Below are 23145 nucleotides of genomic sequence, written 5' to 3' on the forward strand. Positions count from 1 at the left end.
GCCAGCGGTTCGGAGCCGGACCAGTCGTGGCCCCAGTAGCTGTCCGCCGTGATCTCCTCGGCCGTGTAATAGGTTTCGTCGACCAGCATCCCCTCGCAGCCGAACTCGATGTCCCAGCCGCCCGGCGCACGCACGTAGAACGACACCATCTTGTCGTTGGTGTGCCGGCCGATCGTCGACGACAACGAAATCCCCTCGGCCACCACACGGTCCTGGGCCTGGCCCACCGCGTCGAGCGTGTCCACCTCCACCATCACGTGGATCAGCCCCGGCCCCTGCTTGGGCGACGGCATCATCGCCAGGCTGTGATGGCGCTGGTTGACCCCGAAGAACCGGATCCGCATAGGGCCGTACTCCGGCGGCGCGGGCATGCGGAACGCCCCGCGGGAGAGGAATCCGAGGGTCTTGACGTAGAAGTCGTACGCCGCACCCTGATCCGGCACCGGAATCACCACGTGCCCCAGACCCTGCGCCCCGGTGACGAACTTCGCCCCGAACGGCGTCACCACCGGACTGTGATCGAGCAGCGCCCCGTGGAACACCTCCAGCCTCGTGCCCGCCGGATCGGTGAACGCGATCGCCGCCTCCACCCGGCGCGCATCCGCCTCGGCCAGCGTCAGATCCCGCACCTCGACGCCCGCCGCCGCCACCGCCGCGCGCACCCGGTCAAGCGCCTCCTGATCACGCACCTCCCAGCCGACCACCGTCACGCCATCGACCTCGCCCGGCGTGACGATGATCCGCGCCGCCCGCTCGTCCATCCGCAGATACAGCGCCCCTGTGCCATCTCCGCCTGCCGGCGGCGCCCCCTCCGCGAAACCCAGCACCCCGAACGCCAGCTTCCGCCACCGCTCCATGTCATTCGTCTGAACCTCGATATAACCCAGCGCGCGAATCTCGCGCGCCGACTGTACGTCTGCCATTGCCCTACGTGTCCTTCCTCTAGTGTGCGACGATCACGATCGCGCCTGTCGGGTTCACCGGTGATCCTCCCGCTATGGGCCGCCGTTGCGGCGTCGAGTCCCGCTCAGATCATCATCCGCAGCGGCCCCTGCGGATCGGCACCCAGAGCACTGAGGGCCGACGCGTGGTAGACGGTGTTCGGCGAGTGGATCGCGTGGTGCATGCCGGCCTGCGCATCCCGCCAGAACCGCTGCATCGGCATCTGCATGCGCAGCGCGGTGCCGCCGCAGCGCGCATAGATCTCGTTCGCGGCCTCCACCGCACGCCACGCGGCACGCACTTGGGTGGCGCGGCCCTGGGCCCGGCGCGCGAAATCCGGCTGACCACCGTTCTCCGCCATCTCCCACAGTTCATCGACGTTGGCGAGCAGCTCTGCGCGCGCCGCACGGATGTCCGCCATCAGCTCGCCGAAGCGGTACATGGTGTACGGGTCGTCCTTCACCGCGGTGCCCTGGGCGTTGATGCGGTCGGCCTGGTAGTCCTGCGCCAGCCGCAGCAGGCCCTCGCAGATGCCCACGGTGGCGGCGGTGATACCCAGCGGGAACATGCCGGACCACGGCAGCTTGTAGAGCGTCTCCGTGCGGCCCGACCTGGCCTGCCCGTCACCGCTCACCACGTCGTCCCAGGTCATGAAGCGGTATTCGGGTACCACCGCGTCCTTGATCACCAAGTCCTTGCTGCCCGTGCCGCGCAGACCCACCACATCCCACGAGTCGTCGATGATCTCGTAATCGGTGCGCGGCACGATCACGTGCACCATCTGCGGCTCCGCCGGCATCGAACCGTCGGGGTTGGTCAGCAGACCCCCCAGGAAGGCCCACTTGCAGTGGTCGGTGCCCGAGGAGAACGACCAGCGCCCACTGAAACCATAGGTGCCGTCACCCTTCGGGGTGAGCATTCCGGCGGGCATGTACGGCGAGGCCATCCAGATGCTGCTGTCCTCGCCCCACACCTCCTCCCGCACCCGCTTGTCGTTGTACGCCAGCTGCCACGGGTGCACCCCGCACACGCCCAGCACCCACCCCGCCGCCGGATCCAGCGACGCCAACCGCATCACCGTCTCCGCGAACTGCCGCGGCCGGTACTCCAGCCCGCCGTACTCGGCCGGCTGGAACATGCGCATCGCCTGCGCCTTGTTCATGATCTCCACGGTCCGATCGGTGAGCTTGCCGATCTTCTCGGCCTCCGCCCCCTGCGCGAACAACTCGTCCGCATGTTCCTCGATCACGTCGAGCACCCTGTTGGCCATCTTCCACTCCCGTCGCCGTCGTCCCGGTCGGCCGGGCGCACGCCCGGCACCGCCTGAGACCACGATCACAGCGGTAAGCGTCCCACCGGAACGCCGCTTCCCAGCATGCGGGAAAACCCGAGTTCGCGAGCGCCGGCGGACGGTGGGAGGCCGGCGCAGCACGGGGCCGGAGCGGCCGCGACGGGCCCCGTCGGGTATGCGTAGCCTGTCCTCAGCACCACGAAGGAGGACGGATGCAGACGACGACCGGGACGACTGCGGCGGCGGCCCCGCGCGGCGCGGACGCGCATCGGGTCACGACGCCCGACCGCCTCGAGGAGGTGCTCGGCGGCCCGCCGCACCCGGACATCCTCGCCAAGTGCACCCCGCACACGACCCCGCTCGTGCGCGAGTTCATCCGGCACGCGCGATTCTTCGTCCTCGCCACCGCCGACGCCGAGGGGCGCTGCGACAGTTCCCCGCGCGGCGACATCACCAGCGTCGTGCGGATGCCCGACGCGCACACGCTGATGCTCCCGGACCGCCCGGGCAACCGCCGCGGCGACTCGTACCGCAACATCCTGGCCAACCCGCACGTGGGGATCCTGTTCATCGTCCCCGGGCTCGAAGAGGTGGTCCGCGTCAACGGCACCGCGACGCTCACCACCGACCCGGACGTGTGCGCGGACATGACCTTGGGCGGCAGGCCCGCGCAGCTCGCGCTGATCGTGCACATCGACGAGGTGTTCACACACTGCGCCCGCGCGATGCTGCGCGGAAAGCTGTGGCGGCCGGACACCTGGGTCGCCCACGGCGAGGTGCCCGCGCTGCGCGAGATGATCCACGAACAGCTGGATCGCCCGGTTCCCACCGACGCACCGCCCGCGCGCGCCGAGGGCTACCGGGACCACCTGTACTGATCCTCTGGGGCATGGCGTGCGGCACATTCTCCGTCATGGCGCGCGGCCCGGCGCGCCGGTAGATTGCAGTGGGCGCACATGCCGGCCGCGACGTCGGACGCCCGGCAGGCCATCGCAGTTCCGCCGACCAGCCCCGACCGAAAGGCACACCATGAGCATGGATTTCGACCTGTCATTCACCCCGCTGAACGTCTTCCTCGGATGGGTGCAGGACCAGCTCGACTCGCTGGGTGGCACCGGCTCGACGGCGTAGCTGTTCCGGGTTGCAGCGGTTCCGCGGAACCGCTGCGACTTCCCCCGTTACACCATCCCCCGCTACTCCCCGGTGGCGAGCACCAGCCGCACACGGTCCATCCGCGACCATGCGCGCGCGTAATACAGCGGCCTTCCGGTTCCGGATTCGACGCACGCCGCTTCCGTCAGCCACGTCTCCGACCGGGCCGGCAGCTCCAGCCGGTGGCACACCCACCCGGGTGCCGAGTCCGTGGTGGCCCGGCGCAGCACGCACCGTGCGGACACACCGGCGGCGTCGAGCCCGTCGTGCACCGACTCGTAGGCCCGCAGCGCGACCGCCGGCTCCGGCAGGGCGCCGGGGTACAACCAGTGTTCGAGGGCGCTCGTCGGCTCGTCGTCGACGAACCCGATACGTTCAGCCTTGCAAGTGACGCCGCGCCCCAGCGCCGCCGTCGCCGCACCGGGCGCGGGCTCGGCGCGCGTCGCCACCACGACTGTCCTCGGGTGCGCGCCCGCCGCGGCGATCACGCGGTGGAACGACGGCGGGCCGTCCCCGCCCACGGGCACGTCGAGGCGCCGGTGCACATAGGTCCCCATCCCCTGCACGCGGCGCACCAGATAGCAGCTCTCCAACTGTTCGATGGCCGCACGCGCCACAGAACGTGACACGGCGAACTGCCGCATGATCTGCGCCTCGCTGGGCAGACGCGTACCCACGCGCAGCGCCGCGGCCTGACCCGCGAGCGCATCGACCACCTCGTCACGGCGGCGCCGGGTCGCATCGACGGCAACGGTCATCACTCGGCTCTCCTAAGCTCGTTCAAGCTCGGTCTTGTTCAGGCTTGGACTTGTTCCCGCATCGGCGCGTTCCGGCATCGACGGGGCCACCGCTGCGCGCAGCCGCGCCGGCGTGCGCGCGAAAAGCGCGGGAAGCAGGCTCAGCGGCACCGGAGGGTCGACGGCTTCCTGCCACGGGGCCGGCGACGCGGTGGCGGCGAGCAGCCGGACGGCGTCGCGCAGATGGGCCGGTTCATAGTTGTGGACGCCGACGATCGACACGTGGCGGCGCACCACCACCTCCGCGTCCAGGGGCACCGGAGCGTGCGGACGCACGCTGCCGGCCAGCACCGCAACCCCGCCGACGCCCAGCGCCGCCACGCACGCCGCCACCCCGCCCGGCGTGCCGGACATGTCGATCGCCGCGTCGAATCCCACCCCGTCCCCCGCACCGTCGTCTCCCGCGCCCGGCCGCCCTTCCGCGTCGGACGGAGTAGCCCCGTCCCGCGGCACCACCCGTCCGGCGGTCGCCCCGAAGCGGCGGGCGAATTCCACCCGGGACGGGTCCACATCGCGGACCTCGATGTGCTCGACGCCCGCCGCCGCAAGGGCGGACACCGACGCCACGCCGAGCAGACCGGCCCCGCACACCAGCGCCCGTCGCGGACGGGCGACGACTCTGCGCACCGCGTCGACGCAGGCCACAGCCGTCGCCACCGCGCACCCGGCAAGGGCCGCCGGAGCGTCGGGCACGGCGTCCGGCACCGTCATGATCGGCACCCCGGCGGGCAGGTGGACGTGCGTGGCGAACCCGCCGGACAGGGGCCGGTCGCCGAGCGGTTCGTGCCCGGTCTTGCGCAGGCGGCGGCACTTCGCCGAGCGGCCGGCCGCGCACCTGTCGCAGCGCCCGCACGCAGCGGTCACGCCCCACACCACGCGGTCGCCGACGCGCAACTCGGTGCCGTCGACGGCGACCGCGCCGTCCGGGTGCAACGCGACGACCTCGCCCACCGACTCGTGCCCCAGAATCGACGGCGCCGGCGCGCTCCGGCGCCCGGAGACCGTGTGCCGGTCCGAGCCGCACACTGTCGACACGAGCACCCGCACGATGGCCTCGCCCGGCGCGGGATCGGGCACGGCGATGGCCGTCAGCCGGAAGTGCCCGCCGCCGTGCCACACCTGGGCCACCGCGTGCCCGGGCCCCGCCGGCCGGTCCGTCGCCATCAGACGGCGTCGGCGTAGTTCTCGAAGACGGGATCCGCCCACAGCTCGACGACGGCGTCGAGGATGCTGCGGTGCGGGCGGGCCGCCAGTTCGGTGCGGGCGCAGGCGCCGGTGGTCACGCCTACGCCGGTCACCCCCGCGTTGTGCGCGGCGTCCAGGTCCGCGCGCGTGTCCCCCACCGCGATCACCGCGGACACCGATTCCGTGCCCGTGCGCTGCATCACCGTGTGGATCATGTAGGGGTACGGGCGCGACGCCGCGACCTCGTCGCCGGTGCACACCGCGTCGAGCGTCGCATCCGGATCGCCGTCGCCCACCGTCCAGCCCAGGCCCGCCAGCAACGCGTCGGTCACGTCGCTGGTGAACCCCGTCGTCAACGCCACCTTCACCCCGCCTGCACGCAGGTTCACGAACAGCTCCTCCACCCCGGGGAACGGTTGCGGCGGGTTCTCCCGGTACCGTCTGTCCAGCTCGCGGGTGAACCACACGAAGGCGTCGTCGACCATCGCCTCGGTCGGCACCGCGCGGCCCAGGCGCAGCAGGTTGGCGATCGCCGTGCGCTTCTCCATCCCCGTCCACGGCAGAAACTGCTCCTCGCTGACGGTCACCCCCGCCCGTTCCACCGATTCCCGCAGCACCTCGTAGACGATTCCGCCCTCGTCCACCACGGTTCCTGCGATGTCGAATGCCACCAGCTCGACCATGCCCGCTCCCGCCTGTCGCCTCTTCCGATGGTTCCGACGCTAGGACGCCATCGGTACCGCCGGCCCACGCCCAGGCCAACGTCCGGCCATCTTCGGGTGAACACTCGGTGCCCTCATCGGCGCACCGCTCCCACCCGCCCTCGCGGATGTGATGCTCGGCTGGTGACCTCTGCCGAATCATCGACGCATACCGATCTGCTCGTCGTCGGGGCCGGAATCGTCGGCCTGGCGCATGCCTTCGAGGCCGCGCGCCGCGGGTTGTCCGTGCGCGTGGTCGAACGCGACGAGCGGCCGGTGGGCGCATCGGTGCGCAACTTCGGCCACGTCTGCACCACGCCGCAGGCCGACGACGACTATCCGCTGGCCCTCGACTCGCGCGAAGGGTGGCTGGCGATGGCGGCGGCCACCGGCATCGCCGTCGCGCAGGAAGGGACGCTGGTCGTGGCGCGCCGCCCGGAGGAGCTCGCCGTGCTCGAGGAGCTGCGGTGCACGCGCGGCCGCGATCGTGTGCGGCTGCTGACCGGCGACCAGGTACGTGAACGCATCCGCGGCCCCCGCCCCGCCGGCGGCGAGTCCGCGACGGGCGGCGCCCTGCTGCCCGACGACCTCGCCGTGGACCCGCGCACCGCTGCGCCGGCGCTGGCGGAGCGGCTGGCCGCGGACGGCCGGGTGGACCTGCTCACCGGTGCCGCCGTCACCGGGGCCGGCGATGGGCGTGTGGAGACGTCGCGCGGCACCTTCACCGCCGACCACGTGGTGGTGTGCGTGGGGCACGACCTCGACCGGCTGTTCCCGGCGCTCGCGCAACAGCGGAAGGTCCGACGGTGCGCGCTCCAAATGCTGCTCGCCGACCCGGTCGACGGCTACGTGAACCCCGCACCGGTGCTCACCGGCACGTCGATGCTCCGATACGGCGCGATGTCCGCGACCGACGCGGCCGGCGCTCTCCGGAGGGCCATCGGCGCCGAGCAACCTGAACTTCTGGACATCGACGCCAACGCGATGTTCAGCCGCCGCGCCGACGGCGGCCTCATCATCGGCGACTCGCACATACGCGCCGTCACCGTCGACCCGTTCCTGGACGAGGACGTCTACCGGCCGCTGCTCGACTCGGCCGCCGACATCATCCGCCCCGCAGGCCCGCTGCGCATCCGCCAACGGTGGCAGGGTGTCTACGCCACGAGCGAGGACACCAACCTGGTGCACGAGCGAATCGACGGCGCCACCACCGTCGCGGTGGTCACCTCCGGCATCGGCATGACGCTGTCGTTCGGCATCGCCCGCCGCACGCTAGCCGGTCTCTGAGACGCCCAGGGGCGGCGGGCCGGGTCCGCCGCCCCTCGGCGTCTCATCCCCGTCTCGGCTCTCATCCCCGTCTCGGCTCTCGCCCCCGCCTCAGCGCAGCGCCCTGCGCAGCCACACGGCGAGCCCCTCGATCACGAGCACCACGCCGAGGATCATGAGCACGATGGTCGTCACCGTGGCGAAGTCGACGATCCGCGACGCGTTGAGCAGGTAGTAGCCGATACCGCCCGCGCCCACCACGCCCAGCAGCGTGGCCGCGCGCACGTTGGTGTCCAGCAGGTAGAGCACGTGCGCGACGAACGCGGGGGTCGCCTGGCGGAGCGTGGCCGCCGCGAACACCTGCATCCGGCCGGCCCCGGTGGCGCGCAGCGCCTCCTGCACCGCCACGTCGGTCTCCTCGAGCGAGTCGGCGACCAGCTTGGACAGCAGCCCCACCGCCCCGATGGCCAGTGCGAGCGTTCCCGCCACCGCCCCGAGCCCCGTGACCACGACGAACACGATGGCCAGGATCAGCTCGGGGACGCCGCGCACCAGCACGATGAGGACCCGGAACGTGCCGTGCACCGCGGGCGACGGGGCCACGTTGCGGGCCGCCAGCAGCCCGATCGGCACCGCCAGGACCGCTCCGAGGAACGTGGCGGCGAGCGCGATCTGGAGGGTGGTCAGCAGTTCCGGCCACAGCGTGGAGGCGACGGCGGACAGGTCCGGCGGGAAGAACAGCAACGCCGTCGACGGAAGGTCGGCAAGCCCGGCGAGGAACCCGGGCACGGACACGCCCGCGTCGCGCCACGCCAGGAACACCAGGGCGACGATCACCACGCCCCACAGGTACCGGCGCACCCGGTCGGCGTCCCACGGCTGGCTCAGGCGGCGGCAGTCGGCGCCGTCGGCACGACCCTGCCGGCGTCCGCCCGTCACCCAGCCGCCGCTGACCCGGTCGGCCCAACCGATGAGGGCCCGGCCGCCCACAGTCCGGCCGCGCGGCGCACGGCTGCGGGGCGTGCCCAGGAGCCGCCGGCGGAAGGCGCCGGAGACGAGTTCGGTGAGGATGCACAGCACCAGCACCGTCAGCGCGAGCGCCATTCCGCGCCGGTAGTCCAGGGTCCGCATCGACTCGGCGATGGCGAGGCCGATCCCGCCCACGCCCACATAGCCGAGCAGCACCGAGGTGCGCAGGTTGATGTCGAACCGGTGCAGGCCCGTCGCGATGATCTGCGGCAACAGCTGCGGCAGCACCCCCACCACCACCTGCTGCACCCGGCCGCCTCCGGCCGCCTGCACCGCGGCGCGCGGGCCGGGGTCGAGGTCCTCGATGGCGTCCGCCAGCAGCTTGCCCACCATGCCGATCGAGTGCAGCCCCATGGCGAGGACGCCGGGAAGCGCACCCAGCCCGAAGACCCGGAAGAACACGATCGCGAGGATCAAGTCGGGGATCGCGCGCATGAGCACGATGAACCCGCGCGCCCCGGACCGGCCCAGGCGGGTGCGGCCGGTGCTCTCGGCGGCGGCCACCGCGACCGGTATGGACAGGACGACGGACAGGACCGTGGCCAGCAGGACGATCGCGAGCGTCTCACCGATCATCCCCGCGAGCTCCGCGACCGGCGGGAAGTCCAGCGGCAGCATCCGCCCGGCGAAGTCGACGGCGTTGCCCGCCGAGTCGACGATGGAGGCGACATTGATCTGCAGTGCCATCGTCGACCAGATCCCCGCCGCCACGAGCGCGACCAGGACCGCCTTCGCCGCCGCCGATTCCAGCCGCCGCGGGCGGACGAGCGCCGCCCCCGGGGGAGACCCGGCGGGACGTCCCGCCGGGCGTTCGAGAGTGTGCACCGGTCCCCCGTTCAGCCGGCGAGCGCCGGTGCGCGCTGCGTCGAATCGGGCCGCGTCGAATCGGGCTGCGTCGAATCGGGCTGCGGAGTTTCCGGCTGCGCCACCCGGTCGTAAATGGTGAACGCGGCGTCGACGGTGAGTCCGGCCGCCTGCTCGTCAAGCACCACACGACCGCCCTGCAGCCCCACGATGCGGTCCGCGAAGTCGAGCGCCGTGCGCACCTGGTGCAGCGAGCAGATCACCGTGAGTCCCTGCTCGTCGCCGATCTCCCGCAGCAGGTCGATCACCTCGGCCGCGGAGACGGGGTCGAGGGAGGCGACGGGCTCGTCGGCCAGCAGGATCCGCGGCCGCTGGATGAGCGCCCGGGCGATGGCCACCCGCTGCTTTTGGCCGCCGGAGAGCGTGTCGGCCCGCTGGAAGGCCCGGTCGGCGAGCCCCACGCGTTCCAGTTGCGCCATGGCCTCGGCGCGCACCGACCGCGGGTACATCATCAGCGACAGCCGCGGCCCGCGCAGCGTGCCGAGGCGTCCGGTGCACACGTTCTCCAGCACCGACATCGACTCCACCAGGTGGAAGTGCTGGAAGATGAATCCGATGCCGCGGCGCAGCCGGCGCAGGCCGCGCCCGTCGCCGGCGTCGATCCGCGTGCCCAGCACCGTCACCTCGCCGGCCGTCGGCGACTGCAGCCCGTTGAGGTGCCGCAGCAGCGTCGACTTGCCCGAGCCGGACAGCCCCAGCAGCACCGTCACCTCGCCGGAGCGGAAGTCCAGGTCGACGCGGTCGAGCCCGCGCACGGCGCCGAAGTCCTTGGTGACCCCGCGCAGCGAGGCCGCGATGTATCCAGCCTCTCCGTCCTTGCCGTCCTTGCCGTCCTCGCCGCCGGCGCGGGCGGCGCCCGTCCCGATCAGCTGCATGCTTCCGCCCTCGTGACGTCGCAGATACGCCGGACCGCGTCGTAGTCGGCGTCGTCCACCGGCGTGTATCCCCATCCGGTCTCCTCCGGCAGCGTGCACTCTTCTTCCGACGCGCAGATCCCGGCGGCGACGAGCGCCGGCTTGTTCGCCTGTTCACGCAGCGCGGCGACGACGACCTCACGGGTGGCGTCGTCGAGGGTGTCGCGGTTGACGACGATCGGGTCCTCAGGCAGCGGCGAGGACTTCCACACCTGCGTCACCGCGTCGGAGGAGAGCTGCCCCGTCCGCTCCAGGGTGGCCAGCATGTCGCTGTGGGTGAAGGCCACGTCGCACTGGCCGCTCGTCAGCGACAGCACCGACGCGTCGTGGCTGCCGGCGAGCACCTCGCTGTAGTCGCCCTGCGTCACGCCCGCCGCGGCCAGCCCTTCGAGCGGGGCGAGGAAACCGGAGGTGGAGGCGCGGTCGACGAAGCACACGCGCTTGCCGCGCGCGGACGCCAGGTCGGTGATGCCCGAATCCGGGAGTGCGTAGGCCACCGAATAGTAAGACGGCGTAGCGCCCTCCTCGTCGACGGAGGCGACGACCGGGTCGACGGGCACGCCCGCCTCCCGGGCGATGACGTACGAGAACGGGCCGTAGGAGGCGATGTCGATCTTCCCCGCCCGCTGCCCCTCGATGACCGAGGCGTAGTCGGTGACGTTCTGGAAGACCACTTCCTTGCCCGTGGCCTGGGAGAGCAGTTCGACGATCGGCTCGAACGACTGCTCCAGCGTGGACGACGCCTCCGCGGGGACGGCGGCGAAGACCAGTTCGTCGCCGCCGGCGGCCTGCGCGGACTGTCCGCAGGCGGCGAGCGTGCCGCCTGCGACCGCCGCGACCGCCGCAGCGGTAAGGCGCCGCGCGGGGCGGGTCATGCGCTTCATGGGTGACTCCTCGTAGGCATCCGGTCGACACTCATGCAATCCGGTCCGAGCGAGCCGCATACTGCGCCGGGGTGAACTCCGGGCGAAGTTCCGGCGACACTTGCGGACGGTCCGCTCCGGACGCACCTCTGGGTATGGAATCGTGGTGCCGCACGCACCGATCGACCGCAGACGGAGGGGACACGCATGAGCGAGTACAGGGCCGGGGCCGTAGCAGCCGCCTCCATTGCGGCCGACCCCGACGACCCGATCGCCGTCGTCCGGCGTTTCCTCGGCGCCCTCGCCGCACGCGACGGGCGGACCGCCATGGAGCTGGCCGACCCGCACATCGTCTACACCAACGTGGGACTGGCCACCGTGCGCGGCGAGCGCAAGATGCGCACGGTGGTGGACCTGCTCGGCCGTCCGGGGATCGGCTTCGGCGTGCACACCCTCACCGCGGCCGCCGACGGCGACGTGGTGCTCACCGAGCGGATCGACGAGATCCGCGTGGGCCCGCTGCGCATGCGGTTCTGGGTGTGCGGCAAGTTCGCCGTCGACGACGGCCGGATCACGCTGTGGCGCGACTACTTCGACTTCCTCGACTGCACCAAGGCGTTCCTGCGTGCGCTCGTGGGCCTGGCGTCGCCGGCGCTCAACAGGCGTATGCCCGGCTGACGGAGGGCATCCGCCACACGCCGGTCGCGGCGTGCGGCGGCGCACCGCAGGGCCAGTGCGCGCCGGGCATGATCACCGTCGGCACGCTGTCCGACGCGCCGCCGAGCATCTGCGTCAACTCGGACAACGCCTACACCGCTTCAATTCAGCGTCGTCGGCCTCCCTGAATGCGGCCACATGCCCATGGTCACGCACCCGGACGCGCCCGCCGCCGCGATTCTGAGCTGCGCACCGTGATCGCAGCGGACGGCTCTCTGCGTCACAGCAACGACAGCCTATGCGCGGCTTCCGCGGCCTGGGCCCGGTTGTGCACCCCCAGCTTGCGGTAAATGGAACTCAGCTGCGTTTTGACGGTGTTCTCGGAGACGAACAGTTCCGCGGCGATCTCCCGTCGGCCCTTGCCGTCGGCGACCAGACGGACCACGGCGACCTCTCGCGGGGTGAGCGTGATCATCGTCAGCCGGCGTGCGAAGACGTCGAATCCGTCGTACTCCTCCCACGCCTCCCGGATCGGGCAAGCGTCCGGCAAGAGCTTCAGCATCCGCTGCCGGTGCATGCGCGGCACGAGCAGCAGCGGGCGAACGGAGCCCGAGTGCCGCGCGGCCGCCGCCGCCCGTCGCAGTGCCGCGCGAGCCCGATCGGCTTCGACGCGGGCCGTGTGCGCGGCGTGCACCGCCGCAAGATCACCGTTCAACAGGTGTATCCGCGCCGCCCGCACGCTCGCCCCCGGCGATCGCGGTGGGCCGTCCAGCGCACGCCGCGCCTCGTTTTCCCGGCCGAGCGCGGTGAGCAGATCACTGCGCATCAGTCTCGGCGTCCGGTCCGCGAACGACCGCGGCGGCGCCCACCTCGAGTACTGCCGCAGCGCCCTGCCGATCAGGTCGAGCCCCTCCTGCAAGCTGCCCCGGTTCAGGAGCATGCGGCAATTACCCTTTGATCAGCTCGTGCTCGCCGGACGGCAACCCGGCAACCCGGTCCGCGATCCTGGCCGCGAGCGCGGCGCCGTCCTCGAACGCGCCGGAGAGCCGCAGCAGCACGATGCTCGCCGTCGCGCCGGACACGACATCGGACAGCGGCAGGTCCGCATCGTCCCGACGCGCATCGGCGCTGCGCGACATCCGCGTCACCGCCCCGAAGGTGCCGGCATCGAGCCCGGCGAAGACGGACCGTCCCATCTCGACCATCGGGTCGTGCCGCGAGTGTTCGGGCGGCAGCGCCTCGAGGAACGTGCGCACCAGCTGGATGTCCTGGCGCATCAAGTGGGAGAAGTCGCGGCGCATGCACTCCGTGGCACGCGGCCAGTCCCCCACGGCCACGAGCACGCGCAGCGCCGACGCATGGTCGCCGGAGTCCGCCAGGCGGTCCGTCAGCGCGCCGAGCACCTCCGGGCCGGTCGACGGTGCGCCGTCCGCGATCCGCTCCACCAGCGCCCACCACGCCACGGGGACCACGGACCAGCGCTCATCGCCCCGGCCCGGGTCCGACCACAGGGCGCCGACGGTATCCGCCCACGCCGTGACCGCGGCAGGATCCTCCACGGACGCGATAGCGGCGGGCGTCCGTACTTGAGCGCTCCCCGGTATCGCCGGCGCGGTGAACAGGTCCGCGATCTGCGCGGTCCGGGGCAGCCCGGCCAGATCGCCCTCCACCCAACCTGCGAGCGATTCCCGCAGCGACGCCCACACGTCGTCGTACGGGTCGATATAGCCGACCTCGTCGGCCCAAGCGTCCTCCGCGAGTGGCCGCAGCGCGGGCTCCGCCGCACAGACCCAGGCGGGGACGCCGCCGAGGAACCGGTTGACGGCCAACAACGACGCAGTCGGCAATGCGTTCCGGCGGCACGCAGCCAGGCCGCGCACTCCGCGTCGGTGAACGCCGGTTCCGGCCCGGCAGCGTCCAACGAGGTGAGCAGCCGCGCCCGCACGAGCGCATCCGTCCGGGTCCCCGGTGGCCGCTGCTCCGTTCATAGGCACGCCCTCCTCGACCGCATACGCGAGCGCAACCGTTCCGCAACGCGGTGCAGTACGCGTTGTGCAGCGCCCGGTGCGTGACGACTCCCCAATGAAACTGATCCTACAGCCGTTTCAGAAAACGCCGTCTAATCGCATGACGCCGATTCCTATCCGACGGCGGCACCCGTACATCCACACACCATGAACGGCAGCACAGCACCCTCGTGGATTCCCAACATCCCGGGCCCCGTCGCGCCCGGAATCGAGCACCCAGGCGTCACCATAGTTCCGACAAGCCAATGCGAAGCGCGCACTTTCCCGATTCAGGCGCGCGCAACCCCTGCGATCGGACGGGTGGGCAGCCCGCAGCTGTAGCGCTCTGCATCGCCGAGAATCCACCCCGCCGTCGCCGAGCAGAATCCCACGAAAAGGTCCAGAGAGAACAGGTGATAGCGACGCAATCATATGATTCTTGCACTGTCATCCACTAAATCTGATGTTGAGACATGCGCTCTTCACACCACTACCGCTGCTAGCGTCAAGTCCGTCATCCAGTGCACCCAAACGCGCGCCGGCGGAAACACCATTCAATGCCTTTCCACGACGAACGCGAAACGGGTCTGAGCCGGAGATCCGCGCCCGCGCGTGATCATGCAGTCCGGAACCGGCAGGAGGATCGGCGCGGCCCGACCGCCATCGGCCCCCGATCGACGACACCGCGCACACAGCTTGTGCGGACGCCCAACGCCTCACCGCACGGCGGCGTGCATCTCCCAAGCCAGGATCTCCGCCGCACCGACCCCCCGCACCGCCAGCCCACCGGCACGAGTGGCACGCACCGCGTCGCCCTCACGCAACCGCACCGGTGCACAGCCGCCTGCGGCTTCGATACCCGCCGCGCCCCTGCCTCGCGCCACCGTAACCTCCACCTCGCCGCGTACCGCGTAGAGGTGGACGTACGGTGCCGCGGGGATCGACACGATGTCACCGGCCGCAGGCCGGGACGCGTGCAACGCCACATACGCGTTGCCGATGCCGATCGCCCCGGAACCGGTGTCCCGCTCCATACCCGAGACCACTGTGACCAGACCGCCCGCGTCGAGGTCTGCGGTGAAATCGCGTTCGGCGTACCCGGTGGGCCCGCCCGCATCGTCCGGGGCCACCCACATCTGCACCACCCGCAGCCGCTCGCCGGACAGTCGGCCGGAAGCGTTGCGCTCCGAGTGCACGACGCGGGCGCCAGCGCTCATCCGCTGCGCCATCCCAGGCAGTACCGCACCCTCGTTCCCTTCCGAATCACGGTGCACCAGCGCGCCGTTCACCACCCAGGTGACGATCTCGACGCTCGCGTGCTGGTGCGCGTCGAGCCCCTCACCGGGCGCGATGACGTCATCGTTGTGCACCAGCAGCACCCCGAACGCGTTCGCACCCAGATTGAAGTTGCCCGTGACCGGAAAAGACTGCCGCGAATCGAGCCACGAATTGCTCCAATGGTGCCGCTCTGCGGCACGGACCACCTGCAGGTCACCAGTAGACGTCATCCTCCGGACTGTATCGCTGCATGCCCGAACACGGCCGAGCCTCCAGCGCCTTGTACATCAGGCTTTCCGACGAGTGGGGTACACGGACGTCGCCTGAATCCCGGTGGATCACTCGCGGGAGAGCACCTCTCCGCTGGGCAGGATCAGGAACTCCCGGTCCTCGGTGAGGACGTTCACGAACCCCGAATCCACGCTGAGGACGTACCCGGTCACCTCACCGTCCGTGGTGGCGATGCGCTCCAGGGGAACACACGGCGTCTGCACGAACGCCGCAGCGAATAGCCTTCCGGCAGCAGGTGGATTAGCCAGAACCCGCCCAGCAGCACCGTCGCCACGACGGGCAGCCACCACGCCGCGAAACTCGCCGTGAGCGCCACCAGCAGGACCGCCGACACCGCCAGCGGCAGCACCACGATCGGTCGGCGCCCCTGCGGCGACCGCATCAGGTCGGCGGCAAGCAGCGGCAGCAGGATCACCAGCAGCACCTCAACGAGGATGTGCCCGGCGAGGGCGCGCGGATCCCCGATGCGGGATCCGCGCGCCCTCCTATGCCGGCCCCGGATCAGCCGGGCGACACGTCCTGCAGGACCCGCTCGGCCTCGGCGGCAGGATTGACAGTGGCTTCGTCGGTGCTTTCGCCAGTGGCGTCGGCGCCTTGCACCGCGGGCGCGGCCCGGCCGCCGGCGCCCGCCAGCCGCCGCCCCAGCACCGAATGCCGCCGGCCGTAGGCGAAGTACACCGCCACGCCCAGCACCATCCACACAAGGAACCGGATCCAGGTCTCCACGGCCAGGTTGAGCATCAACCATCCGCAGGCCAGCACCGCGAGGATCGGCACCAGCGGCACGAGCGGCACGCGGAACCCGCGCTTGAGGTCCGGACGGGTGCGCCGCAGCACGATCACGCCGACGCACACCAGCACGAACGCGAACAGCGTGCCGATGTTGACCATCTCCTCGAGGGTGCTGATCGGGAAGATCGCGGTGATGACGGCGACCAGCATGCCCACGATCAGCGTGATGCGCACCGGCACGCCCTTGCGGTCGGTCTTCGCCAGGCTCCGCGGCAGCAGCCCGTCACGCGACATGGCGAACAGCACGCGCGTCTGCCCCATCATCATCACCATGACCACCGTCGTCAAGCCGGCGACCGCGCCGACGTTGATGGCCGTCTGCGCCCAGGTGATGCCGTGCGCCTCGAACGCCGTGGCCAGCGTGGCGCCGCCGTCGCCGGCCAGCGCGCTGCCGGTCTGCAGGTCGGTGTACGGCACCATGCCGGTGAGCACCAGCGTGACCAGCACGTACAGCACCGTCACGATGGCCAGCGAGCCGAGGATGCCGCGGGGCAAGGACTTCTGCGGGTTCTTGGTCTCCTCCGCCGTCGTGGACACCACGTCGAAGCCGATGAACGCGAAGAACACCAGGCTCGCCGCCGCAAGCAGCCCGTACCAGCCGTAGGTGCTGCCGTCCGCGCCGGTGAGCACGGAGAACAGCGTGCGGCTGAGCCAGCCGCCGGTGGATCCGGCCTTGTCCTGCGCCTCGGGCAGGTACGGCGAGTAGTTCGAGGTGTTGATGTAGAAGGCGCCGACGACGATCACCAGCAGCACCACCGTGATCTTGACTGCGGTGACCACGGTGGACACCATCGACGACATTCTGGCGCCCACGGCGAGCACCCCGGTGACCGCGCCGACGATGAGCAGTGCGCCCCAATCGAACTCGATCGGGCCCAGGTCGATCACTGTGGCACCCGACACGCCCAGCAGGTCGCCCAGGTACAACGACCACCCCTTGGAGATCACCGCCGAGGCCAGCGCGAACTCGAGTATCAGGTCCCAGCCGATGATCCACGCGACGAACTCGCCGAACGTCGCGTAGGAGAACGTGTACGAGCTGCCCGCCACGGGCACCGTGGACGCGAACTCGGCATAACACATCACCGCCAGGCTGCAGCAGACCGCGGCGATGAGGAAGGCGACCGCCACCGACGGCCCCGCCAGGTCGCCCGCGGCACGCGCCGTGACGGTGAATATCCCCGCCCCCACAGCTACCGCCACACCGAAGATGATGAGGTCACGCGTGGTGAGCTGCCGTTTGAGCCTGCTTCCGGGTTCGTCGGTGTCGCGGACGGATTGCTCGATGGATTTGGTGCGCCAGATTCCGGTTCCCGGCATGGCATGCTCCTGGTGGAAGTGGAAGAGATGGGATAGTGGTGGGGTGACGGATCTCGATCGTCTGGACGCCGCGCTGCTCGCCGCGCTCACGGAGAACCCGCGCGCCGGGGTGGTGAGCATCGCCGCGCAGTTGGGCGTCACCCGCAATACGGTGCAGTCCCGGCTGCGCCGCCTCGCGGAGTCCGGCGCGGTGACCGGTTACCGTCCCGTCCTGGACCTTCCGGCGCTGGGGCTGCCCCTGCAGGCGTTCATCGGCGTGGGACTGGAACAGGCGCGGCTGCCGCAGGTGATCGCGGAGCTCGGACGCATGCCCGAGGTGCTCGAGGTGCACTCCACCACCGGCCGCGAGGACCTGTTGGTGCGCATGGCGGCCGAGTCGCAGGAGGCGATGCTCCGCCAACTCGAGCGGCTGCACGCGATTCCCGGCGTCGCCCACACGACAACCACCCTGGCCTTGACGACGCCGGTGGCCTATCGGACGCAGCCGCTGCTGGACCACATCACCCGCGGCGCCGGGCACGGCAGGTCGACGCCGGCAGCGGAGTGAGCGCCGCGGGCGGACCGGACTCAGGCCCCGTCGATGCGCTCCTCGGCCACCTTGTCGGCCGCGTGCCCGGGGGTGGTGCCCTCGGCCCGGGCCCTGTCGAGGATCTGCGCGGCCCGCCCGCCGATGGCCCGCACGCGCGATTCGACCAGCGCGCCGTCGTCGCCCGCGCGCTCGCCAGCCACCTGGATCAGGCCTCCCGCGTTCGCGAGATAGTCGGGCACCCAGGTGATCCCACGCGTCGCCAGCAACGTGTCGACACACGCGTCGGAGAGCTGGTTGTTCGACGAGCCGCACACCAGCCGCGCGTCCAGCCCGTCGACTCCGCCCGGGGTGAGAGTGCCGCCAAGCGCGCACGGCGCGTACACGTCGATCCGTTCGCCGCCCAGGCCGTCCGCAGCGCGCACGCCGGGGAAACGCTCGAGCACCGCGCCGACGGCGGCCGCGTTCACGTCGGTGACCACCACATCGGCGCCGGCGTCGACGAGCATCCGCACCAGCTCGCTGCCCACCTTGCCGACGCCCTCCACGCCCACTGTCAGCCCGCCCGGGCCGTCGGCGCCCCACACATGCCGGGCGCCGGCCCGCATCGACTCGTACACCCCCAGCGCGGTGAGGTAGGAGCTGTCGCCTGACCCGCCGACGCCCGCCGTGCACCCCACCACGTGATCGGTGTGCCGGCCGATGACGTCCAAGTCGGACGCGTCGGTGCCCACGTCTGCGGCGGTGATGTAGCGCCCGCCGAGCGCCTCGACGAACCGCCCGTACGCGCCCAGCAGCGCCTCGGTCTTCACCGCGGCCGGGTCGCCGATGATGACGGCCTTGCCGCCGCCCAGATCGGCACCGGCCACCGCGGACTTGTAGGTCATGCCCAGCGACAGGCGCAGCGCGTCGTCCAGCGCCGCGGCCTCCGTGGGGAACGGGTAGAAGCGGGTGCCGCCCAGGGCGGGGCCCAGCGTGGTGGAGTGGATGGCGATGATCGCACGCAGTCCGGTCTCCGCGTCGGCCATGTGCACCACCTGCTCGTGCGGGCGATCGGTGAGACGGGCCGAGCCGGCGAACACTCCCGGGGAGCCGTCGGTGTCCGGTTCGGTGGAGGTGCGCTGGTCCATGCGGGTGAGGGTAGCGGTCATCAGGTGGTGTCCCTTCCGGGGTTGCGGTACGGCCCGGTGTTCGGGCCTGGCTGTCGCCCGACGCGAGGATCGCTCGGCGTGCGGGAGTCTTCTGTGCGGACGTGGTGCCGCGGATCGTGATTAGAAGTCGTCGGGGATGCCGAGCCCGGCAAGGCGTTCGCGGTAGGCCTCGACGTTGGCGAGCTTGACGTCCTCGTAGCCGCGGATCATTTCCGGGAGCCCGGCGAACTCCACGGCACGGGCGTACCCGTCCGCGGTGTGCAACTCGTCCGACAGCCTGTCGACAGTGGATTCGTAGTGGGCCAGCAGGCCCCGCTCCAGGCGCCGCATCGCGGTGTGGCCGAACGGGTCCAGGCGCGTGCCGCGCAGCCGGCGGCCGTGGGCGAGCGCACGCAGGACGGTGTGCGAGCGGGGGCCGAAGCCGATCTTGCGGGTGCGCCCGAGCGCTTTGAGCGTCGGCGGGTGCAGCTTGAAGGTGAGGTCCGTGCCGCCGGGCACCTGGCCCTGCACCGCGTCCGCGAACGCCGGGTCGGTGAGCAGCCGGGCCACCTCGTACTCGTCTTTGTAGGCGGTGAGCTTGTAGAGCCCGCGCGCCACGGCCTCGGTGAACTCCCCGGAGCCATCGGCGCCCTGCTCCGCGTGCCACGCCCGCTGCACGCGACGCAGGTAGCGCCCGGCGAGCGCGTCGTCCTGGAAGTCGATGAGCTCCCTGGCGCGGAGTAGCGCGATCCTGCGGGTCTCGCCCTCCAGGCTCAGCACCTCGCGCAGACTGGCCGGCACCACGGTGCGCCGCTGCTCGTTCTCCGGCGTCACCGCCGCCGCGAAGATCCCGGACTCGGCGACGGCGGCACGACCCCAGCGGAACGCGGCGATGTTCTCGTCCACCGACCTGCCGTTGATGCCGATGGCCTCCTCGATGGCCTCCGCAGGGATCCGCAGCGCCCCCATCTGGTGGGCGGCGCCGACGACGAGGAAGTTGGCTGCGGTGGTGCTGCCGAAGAGCACCTCGGCCGCGGCGAGAGCGTCGAAGGACTCCAGGCGCCGCGCCACCGCACCCACGCGGTCGAGCAGGTCGGCCTCGTCGGGGTGGTGCACGGAGCGGTCGTAGACCATGTCGCCGGTGGGGGTGCGGCTCGTGGAGGCGGCCACCAGCGTGCGGTCGGCGTCGCTGTAGGCGAGGTTGTGCTCCTCGGCGGCGGTGAGCAGGTCCAGGGCGATGATGCCGGTGGCGCTGCCCGGGGTCACCCGGTTGGCGGGCTCCAGGGTGCCGCGCGCGAAACGCAGGTGCGAGACCACCGGCCCGGCCTTCTGGCTCATGCCGATCTGGTCGAGCGACTCCACGTCGAACCCGGACCGCATGGCCGCCGTGGCCAGCACCTGGTTGACGGTGACGATGCCGGTGCCGCCGATGCCTGCGATGAACACGCTGTGCGTGCCGGCGCCCTCGGCAGGGTCTTCGACTGCGGACCCGTCTGGCGCGGGCACTGCGGGCGGTTCGGGCACCGCGTCGAGCTGGGGGGTGGGCCCCTCGGACGCCTCCACGGTGACGAACGCCGGACAGTCGCCGTCCAGGCACGAGTAGTCGGTGTTGCAGGAGGTCTGGTCGATGCGGGTCTTGGTGCCGAACTCGGTCTCCATCGGCTGCACCGACAGGCAGTTGCTCTTGACGCCGCAGTCGCCGCACCCCTCGCACACTGCCGGGTTGATGACCACGCGGGTGTTGCGGGTGGGCAGCGTGCCGCGCTTGCGCTGCCGTCGGGCGTCGGCGGCGCAGTGCTGGTCGTAGATGAGCACGGTGACGCCCGGGACCTCCCGCAGAGCGCGCTGCGCCTCGTCGAGCCGGTCGCGGTGCCACAGCTCAGCGTTGTCGGCGAAGCCGGCGGGGCGCCGGACACCCAACCGCGCGGCCGCCCTGCGGAAACGTGCGGGCACGCGCGTCAGGTGCCGCTCCGGCTCGTCGGCGCACACGATGATCCTCGCGACGCCCTCGAGCGCGAGCGTGCGGGTGAGGGCGGCGACGGTGAGCGAACCCTCGGCGTCCTGCGCCCCGGTCATCGCCACCACGTCGTTGTGCAGGATCTTGTAGGTGATGTTCACGTCGGCCGCCACGCACGCTTGCACGGCCAGCTGGCCGGAGTGGTAATAGGTTCCGTCACCGAGGTTCTGGAACGTGTGGGGCACGTCGGTGAACGGCGCCTGCCCGATCCACTGCGCCCCCTCGCCGCCCATCTGGGTCAGGCCGGTGACGGCGCTGTCGGCGCGGCCGGAGACGGTCACCAGCGTGTGGCAGCCGATGCCGCCGCCGCCGATCGAGCCGTCGGGCAGCGCGGTCGAGCGGTTGTGCGGGCAGCCGCTGCAGAAGTACGGGGCCCGGTGGGCGGTGAGCGGTTCGATGCTCAGCGCCGGCGGCAGGGGACGGCGCGCCGGGGTGATCATCCCGGGCGCATGGTGCTCGAACACATGCCGCAGCGGTGCCAGCATCCGCCCGGTGTTGAGCTCACCGTCCACGGGCATGAGCGGCCGCCCGTCGCGGTCGCGCTTGCCCAGGATGCGCGGAGGTTGCGCGGTGCCGTAGAGGATCTCGCGGATCTGCGTCTCGACGAACGCGGCCTTGTCCTCCACCACAAGCAGCTCGTCTAGCCCGGCCGCGAACTCGCGCACCCGCGCCGCCCCCAGCGGGGAGGGCATGCCGATGCGGAGCAGCCGTACGCCGGCCCGGTGCAGCGCACCATCGTCCAGGCCCAGGTCCTTTAGCCCCTGGCGCACCGCGTCGAAGGCGGTGCCGGCGGCGGCGATGCCCAGTCGGGCGCCCGCGGGGTCGACCTCGATGACGTCGAGCCCGTTCGCCTCGCCGTATGCCTCGACCACCGCGCGCCGCGGGCCGTAGAGGTCCTTCTCGGCGATCACGCTGTCGCCCGGCGCGGCGAGCGGGCGCTGCACGTACTCGAAGGGCTTTCCGTCCCACTCGATCCGCGGCACGGTGATCTGCGGCGACAGCACGCCGCCGTCGACGCTCCAGGATCCATCGGCCACGTCGGCGACGATCTTGAGGGCCACGACGCAGCCGGACGCCCGCGACAGCGCGACGCCGTGCTGGCCCATCGTGACGATCTCCTCCGCGTTGCGCGGGAACAGCACCGGAATGCCCAGCGCGGCAAGCGACCTCTCGCTCACCGCCGGCACGGTGGAGGACTTCGACGCGGGATCGTCGCCCACCATGAGCAGCACACCGCCCGTGGGGCTCACGCCGTACATGTTCGCGTGCCGCAGCGCATCGGTGGCGCGGTCCAGGCCGGGACCCTTGCCGTACCAGACGCCGACGACGCCGTCGTGCGTCGGCGTGCCGGCGCCCAGGTCCGCCTGGCTGCCCCACACCGCGGTCGCGGCGATTTCCTCGTTCATTCCTGGCACGAAGGCGATGTCGTGCTCGGCGAGCACCTGCGGGATGCCGTGCAGCAGCGAGTCCACGCCGGCCAGGGGGCTGCCTGGGTAGCCGGAGACGAACGTGCCCACCCGGCTCCCTGCACGCAGATCACGCACCTGCTGTTCGATCATCTGCCGGGCGATCGCCTGGATGCCGGTCAGCAGCACGCGGCCCGTGCCGGGGCGGTAACGGTCGCCCAGGTCGTAGGCGGGCCGCTCCGGTGCGGCCTGTGGGCCCGCCGGAAGCTCGCGGATCGTCGTCTCGGTCATCACGCTCCACCGTTCGGTCGGTGGTGCCCGCGCCTTGTGAGCGGGGCACCGGATCATTCGGTGCAGCAAGGCTCGCGTCGGTGCCGGTTTCGCGTCAACAGATCCGCCATCAACGATACGGATTGCATATTGTGATCGGCGTCATAGCGGCACAGGTGCACAATGTGAGCAGGACCACCTGAACCGCTGCGCCAGGACTCCGCGGTGACTGGACGCACCCTGGCCTTTTCCACTACCCGGCACTAGGGTCGTGCCGGGGCCTGCGGCGGACACCGCCCCGCTCCCTCCTCGATCCGAGCACCCTTTCCTCCTCCACGCCGGATATCCGGCGCGCGGAGCGGGTACGCCATGCGCGGATCCGCGGGCGGGCGGCCGCGCGGCGCGGCCCCTGGAATTGCAGTCGTGTCCGGTACTTTTTCGCGTACCG

19 protein-coding genes are annotated in these 23145 nt (G+C 71.4%); 4 read left to right on the forward strand and 15 right to left on the reverse strand.

Annotation, left to right across the window (positions count from 1 at the left end):
* Both JJ683_RS12295 and JJ683_RS12300 read right to left on the reverse strand, forming a co-directional pair.
* Window positions 1-923, reverse strand: a 923-nt coding sequence (locus JJ683_RS12295; RefSeq protein ID WP_200174484.1) for a VOC family protein, incomplete at its 3' end; no start/stop codon positions are given.
* 104 nt (window positions 924-1027) lie between these two features.
* Window positions 1028-2212 carry an acyl-CoA dehydrogenase family protein gene (locus JJ683_RS12300; RefSeq protein ID WP_200174485.1) on the reverse strand — a complete coding sequence of 395 codons (1185 nt, stop codon included), beginning with the start codon at window positions 2210-2212 and terminating at the stop codon, window positions 1028-1030.
* A gap of 233 nt (window positions 2213-2445) precedes the next feature.
* On the opposite strand from JJ683_RS12300, the gene JJ683_RS12305 reads away from it, so the two are divergent.
* Complete coding sequence (locus JJ683_RS12305; RefSeq protein ID WP_200174486.1) at window positions 2446-3111, forward strand: MSMEG_1061 family FMN-dependent PPOX-type flavoprotein; 666 nt, start codon at window positions 2446-2448, stop codon at window positions 3109-3111.
* Between the two features lie 315 nt (window positions 3112-3426).
* On the opposite strand, the gene JJ683_RS12310 is transcribed toward JJ683_RS12305, so the two are convergent.
* The 3 genes from JJ683_RS12310 to JJ683_RS12320 are packed head-to-tail and all read right to left on the reverse strand — an operon-like array spanning window position 3427 to window position 6050.
* Complete coding sequence (locus JJ683_RS12310; protein WP_200174487.1) at window positions 3427-4143, reverse strand: GntR family transcriptional regulator; 717 nt, start codon at window positions 4141-4143, stop codon at window positions 3427-3429.
* A 12-nt stretch (window positions 4144-4155) separates the two neighbouring features.
* On the reverse strand, window positions 4156-5346 hold the full coding sequence (locus JJ683_RS12315; RefSeq protein ID WP_200174489.1) for an alcohol dehydrogenase catalytic domain-containing protein: 1191 nt from the start codon (window positions 5344-5346) through the stop codon (window positions 4156-4158).
* The gene (locus JJ683_RS12320) at window positions 5346-6050 is read right to left on the reverse strand and encodes a phosphonatase-like hydrolase (protein ID WP_200174491.1); all 705 of its coding nucleotides are present in this window, start codon (window positions 6048-6050) and stop codon (window positions 5346-5348) included. Before JJ683_RS12320 ends, JJ683_RS12315 begins: the two co-directional genes overlap by 1 nt.
* 162 nt (window positions 6051-6212) lie before the next feature.
* Here JJ683_RS12320 and JJ683_RS12325 point away from each other — a divergent pair, with 162 nt between their 5' ends.
* Window positions 6213-7355: a TIGR03364 family FAD-dependent oxidoreductase gene (locus JJ683_RS12325; protein WP_200174493.1), complete on the forward strand. Its 1143-nt coding sequence runs from the start codon at window positions 6213-6215 to the stop codon at window positions 7353-7355.
* Window positions 7356-7445: 90 nt separating this feature from the next.
* On the opposite strand, the gene phnE is transcribed toward JJ683_RS12325, so the two are convergent.
* The 3 genes from phnE to JJ683_RS12340 are packed head-to-tail and all read right to left on the reverse strand — an operon-like array spanning window position 7446 to window position 11025.
* Window positions 7446-9188 (reverse strand): phosphonate ABC transporter, permease protein PhnE, encoded by a 1743-nt coding sequence (phnE, locus tag JJ683_RS12330; RefSeq protein WP_307810895.1) that lies wholly within the window; start codon window positions 9186-9188, stop codon window positions 7446-7448.
* An 11-nt stretch (window positions 9189-9199) separates the two neighbouring features.
* Window positions 9200-10102 (reverse strand): phosphonate ABC transporter ATP-binding protein, encoded by a 903-nt coding sequence (gene phnC / locus JJ683_RS12335; protein WP_200174495.1) that lies wholly within the window; start codon window positions 10100-10102, stop codon window positions 9200-9202.
* Window positions 10093-11025, reverse strand: coding sequence for a phosphate/phosphite/phosphonate ABC transporter substrate-binding protein (locus JJ683_RS12340; protein ID WP_242474668.1), 933 nt, complete (start codon window positions 11023-11025; stop codon window positions 10093-10095). The genes phnC and JJ683_RS12340 overlap by 10 nt, the downstream gene beginning before the upstream one ends.
* A 186-nt stretch (window positions 11026-11211) precedes the next feature.
* On the opposite strand from JJ683_RS12340, the gene JJ683_RS12345 reads away from it, so the two are divergent.
* The gene (locus JJ683_RS12345; protein ID WP_200174497.1) at window positions 11212-11682 is read left to right on the forward strand and encodes a limonene-1,2-epoxide hydrolase family protein; all 471 of its coding nucleotides are present in this window, start codon (window positions 11212-11214) and stop codon (window positions 11680-11682) included.
* 259 nt (window positions 11683-11941) lie between these two features.
* On the opposite strand, the gene JJ683_RS12350 is transcribed toward JJ683_RS12345, so the two are convergent.
* The 5 genes from JJ683_RS12350 to JJ683_RS12370 all read right to left on the reverse strand — a co-directional run bounded on the left by JJ683_RS12350 (window position 11942) and on the right by JJ683_RS12370 (window position 17348).
* The gene (locus JJ683_RS12350) at window positions 11942-12601 is read right to left on the reverse strand and encodes a helix-turn-helix transcriptional regulator (RefSeq protein WP_200174499.1); all 660 of its coding nucleotides are present in this window, start codon (window positions 12599-12601) and stop codon (window positions 11942-11944) included.
* A 7-nt stretch (window positions 12602-12608) separates the two neighbouring features.
* Window positions 12609-13493: a hypothetical protein gene (locus tag JJ683_RS12355; RefSeq protein ID WP_207280184.1), complete on the reverse strand. Its 885-nt coding sequence runs from the start codon at window positions 13491-13493 to the stop codon at window positions 12609-12611.
* Window positions 13494-14383: 890 nt separating this feature from the next.
* On the reverse strand, window positions 14384-15175 hold the full coding sequence (locus JJ683_RS12360) for a pirin family protein (protein WP_200174503.1): 792 nt from the start codon (window positions 15173-15175) through the stop codon (window positions 14384-14386).
* 209 nt (window positions 15176-15384) lie between these two features.
* Window positions 15385-15660 (reverse strand): hypothetical protein, encoded by a 276-nt coding sequence (locus tag JJ683_RS12365; RefSeq protein ID WP_200174505.1) that lies wholly within the window; start codon window positions 15658-15660, stop codon window positions 15385-15387.
* Between the two features lie 77 nt (window positions 15661-15737).
* On the reverse strand, window positions 15738-17348 hold the full coding sequence (locus JJ683_RS12370; RefSeq protein ID WP_200174506.1) for an amino acid permease: 1611 nt from the start codon (window positions 17346-17348) through the stop codon (window positions 15738-15740).
* 43 nt (window positions 17349-17391) lie between these two features.
* On the opposite strand from JJ683_RS12370, the gene JJ683_RS12375 reads away from it, so the two are divergent.
* Complete coding sequence (locus JJ683_RS12375) at window positions 17392-17895, forward strand: Lrp/AsnC family transcriptional regulator (protein ID WP_200174507.1); 504 nt, start codon at window positions 17392-17394, stop codon at window positions 17893-17895.
* Between the two features lie 20 nt (window positions 17896-17915).
* Here JJ683_RS12375 and JJ683_RS12380 read toward each other — a convergent pair whose 3' ends face one another.
* Together JJ683_RS12380 and JJ683_RS12385 are read right to left on the reverse strand one after the other, a co-directional pair.
* Window positions 17916-19004, reverse strand: coding sequence for a Glu/Leu/Phe/Val dehydrogenase dimerization domain-containing protein (locus tag JJ683_RS12380; protein ID WP_200174520.1), 1089 nt, complete (start codon window positions 19002-19004; stop codon window positions 17916-17918).
* A 141-nt stretch (window positions 19005-19145) separates the two neighbouring features.
* Window positions 19146-22718 (reverse strand): indolepyruvate ferredoxin oxidoreductase family protein, encoded by a 3573-nt coding sequence (locus JJ683_RS12385; protein ID WP_200174508.1) that lies wholly within the window; start codon window positions 22716-22718, stop codon window positions 19146-19148.
* Window positions 22719-23145: the final 427 nt, after the last annotated feature.

Origin of the sequence: Tomitella cavernea, from assembly GCF_016599145.1 — a bacterium.
In the GTDB taxonomy this organism is placed as follows: Bacteria; Actinomycetota; Actinomycetes; order Mycobacteriales; family Mycobacteriaceae; genus Tomitella; species Tomitella cavernae.

What these genes read in the sequence shown, in the direction of transcription:
- JJ683_RS12305 (WP_200174486.1), top strand. Translation starts at nt 2,446, where the DNA reads ATGCAGACGACGACCGGGACGACTGCGGCGGCGGCCCCGCGCGGCGCG.
- JJ683_RS12310 (WP_200174487.1), bottom strand. Translation starts at nt 4,143, where the DNA reads ATGACCGTTGCCGTCGATGCGACCCGGCGCCGCCGTGACGAGGTGGTC.
- JJ683_RS12300 (WP_200174485.1), bottom strand. Translation starts at nt 2,212, where the DNA reads ATGGCCAACAGGGTGCTCGACGTGATCGAGGAACATGCGGACGAGTTG.
- JJ683_RS12380 (WP_200174520.1), bottom strand. Translation starts at nt 19,004, where the DNA reads ATGGACCAGCGCACCTCCACCGAACCGGACACCGACGGCTCCCCGGGA.
- JJ683_RS12360 (WP_200174503.1), bottom strand. Translation starts at nt 15,175, where the DNA reads ATGACGTCTACTGGTGACCTGCAGGTGGTCCGTGCCGCAGAGCGGCAC.
- JJ683_RS12370 (WP_200174506.1), bottom strand. Translation starts at nt 17,348, where the DNA reads ATGCCGGGAACCGGAATCTGGCGCACCAAATCCATCGAGCAATCCGTC.
- JJ683_RS12345 (WP_200174497.1), top strand. Translation starts at nt 11,212, where the DNA reads ATGAGCGAGTACAGGGCCGGGGCCGTAGCAGCCGCCTCCATTGCGGCC.
- JJ683_RS12385 (WP_200174508.1), bottom strand. Translation starts at nt 22,718, where the DNA reads ATGACCGAGACGACGATCCGCGAGCTTCCGGCGGGCCCACAGGCCGCA.
- phnC (WP_200174495.1), bottom strand. Translation starts at nt 10,102, where the DNA reads ATGCAGCTGATCGGGACGGGCGCCGCCCGCGCCGGCGGCGAGGACGGC.
- JJ683_RS12350 (WP_200174499.1), bottom strand. Translation starts at nt 12,601, where the DNA reads ATGCTCCTGAACCGGGGCAGCTTGCAGGAGGGGCTCGACCTGATCGGC.
- JJ683_RS12320 (WP_200174491.1), bottom strand. Translation starts at nt 6,050, where the DNA reads ATGGTCGAGCTGGTGGCATTCGACATCGCAGGAACCGTGGTGGACGAG.
- JJ683_RS12315 (WP_200174489.1), bottom strand. Translation starts at nt 5,346, where the DNA reads ATGGCGACGGACCGGCCGGCGGGGCCCGGGCACGCGGTGGCCCAGGTG.
- JJ683_RS12340 (WP_242474668.1), bottom strand. Translation starts at nt 11,025, where the DNA reads ATGAAGCGCATGACCCGCCCCGCGCGGCGCCTTACCGCTGCGGCGGTC.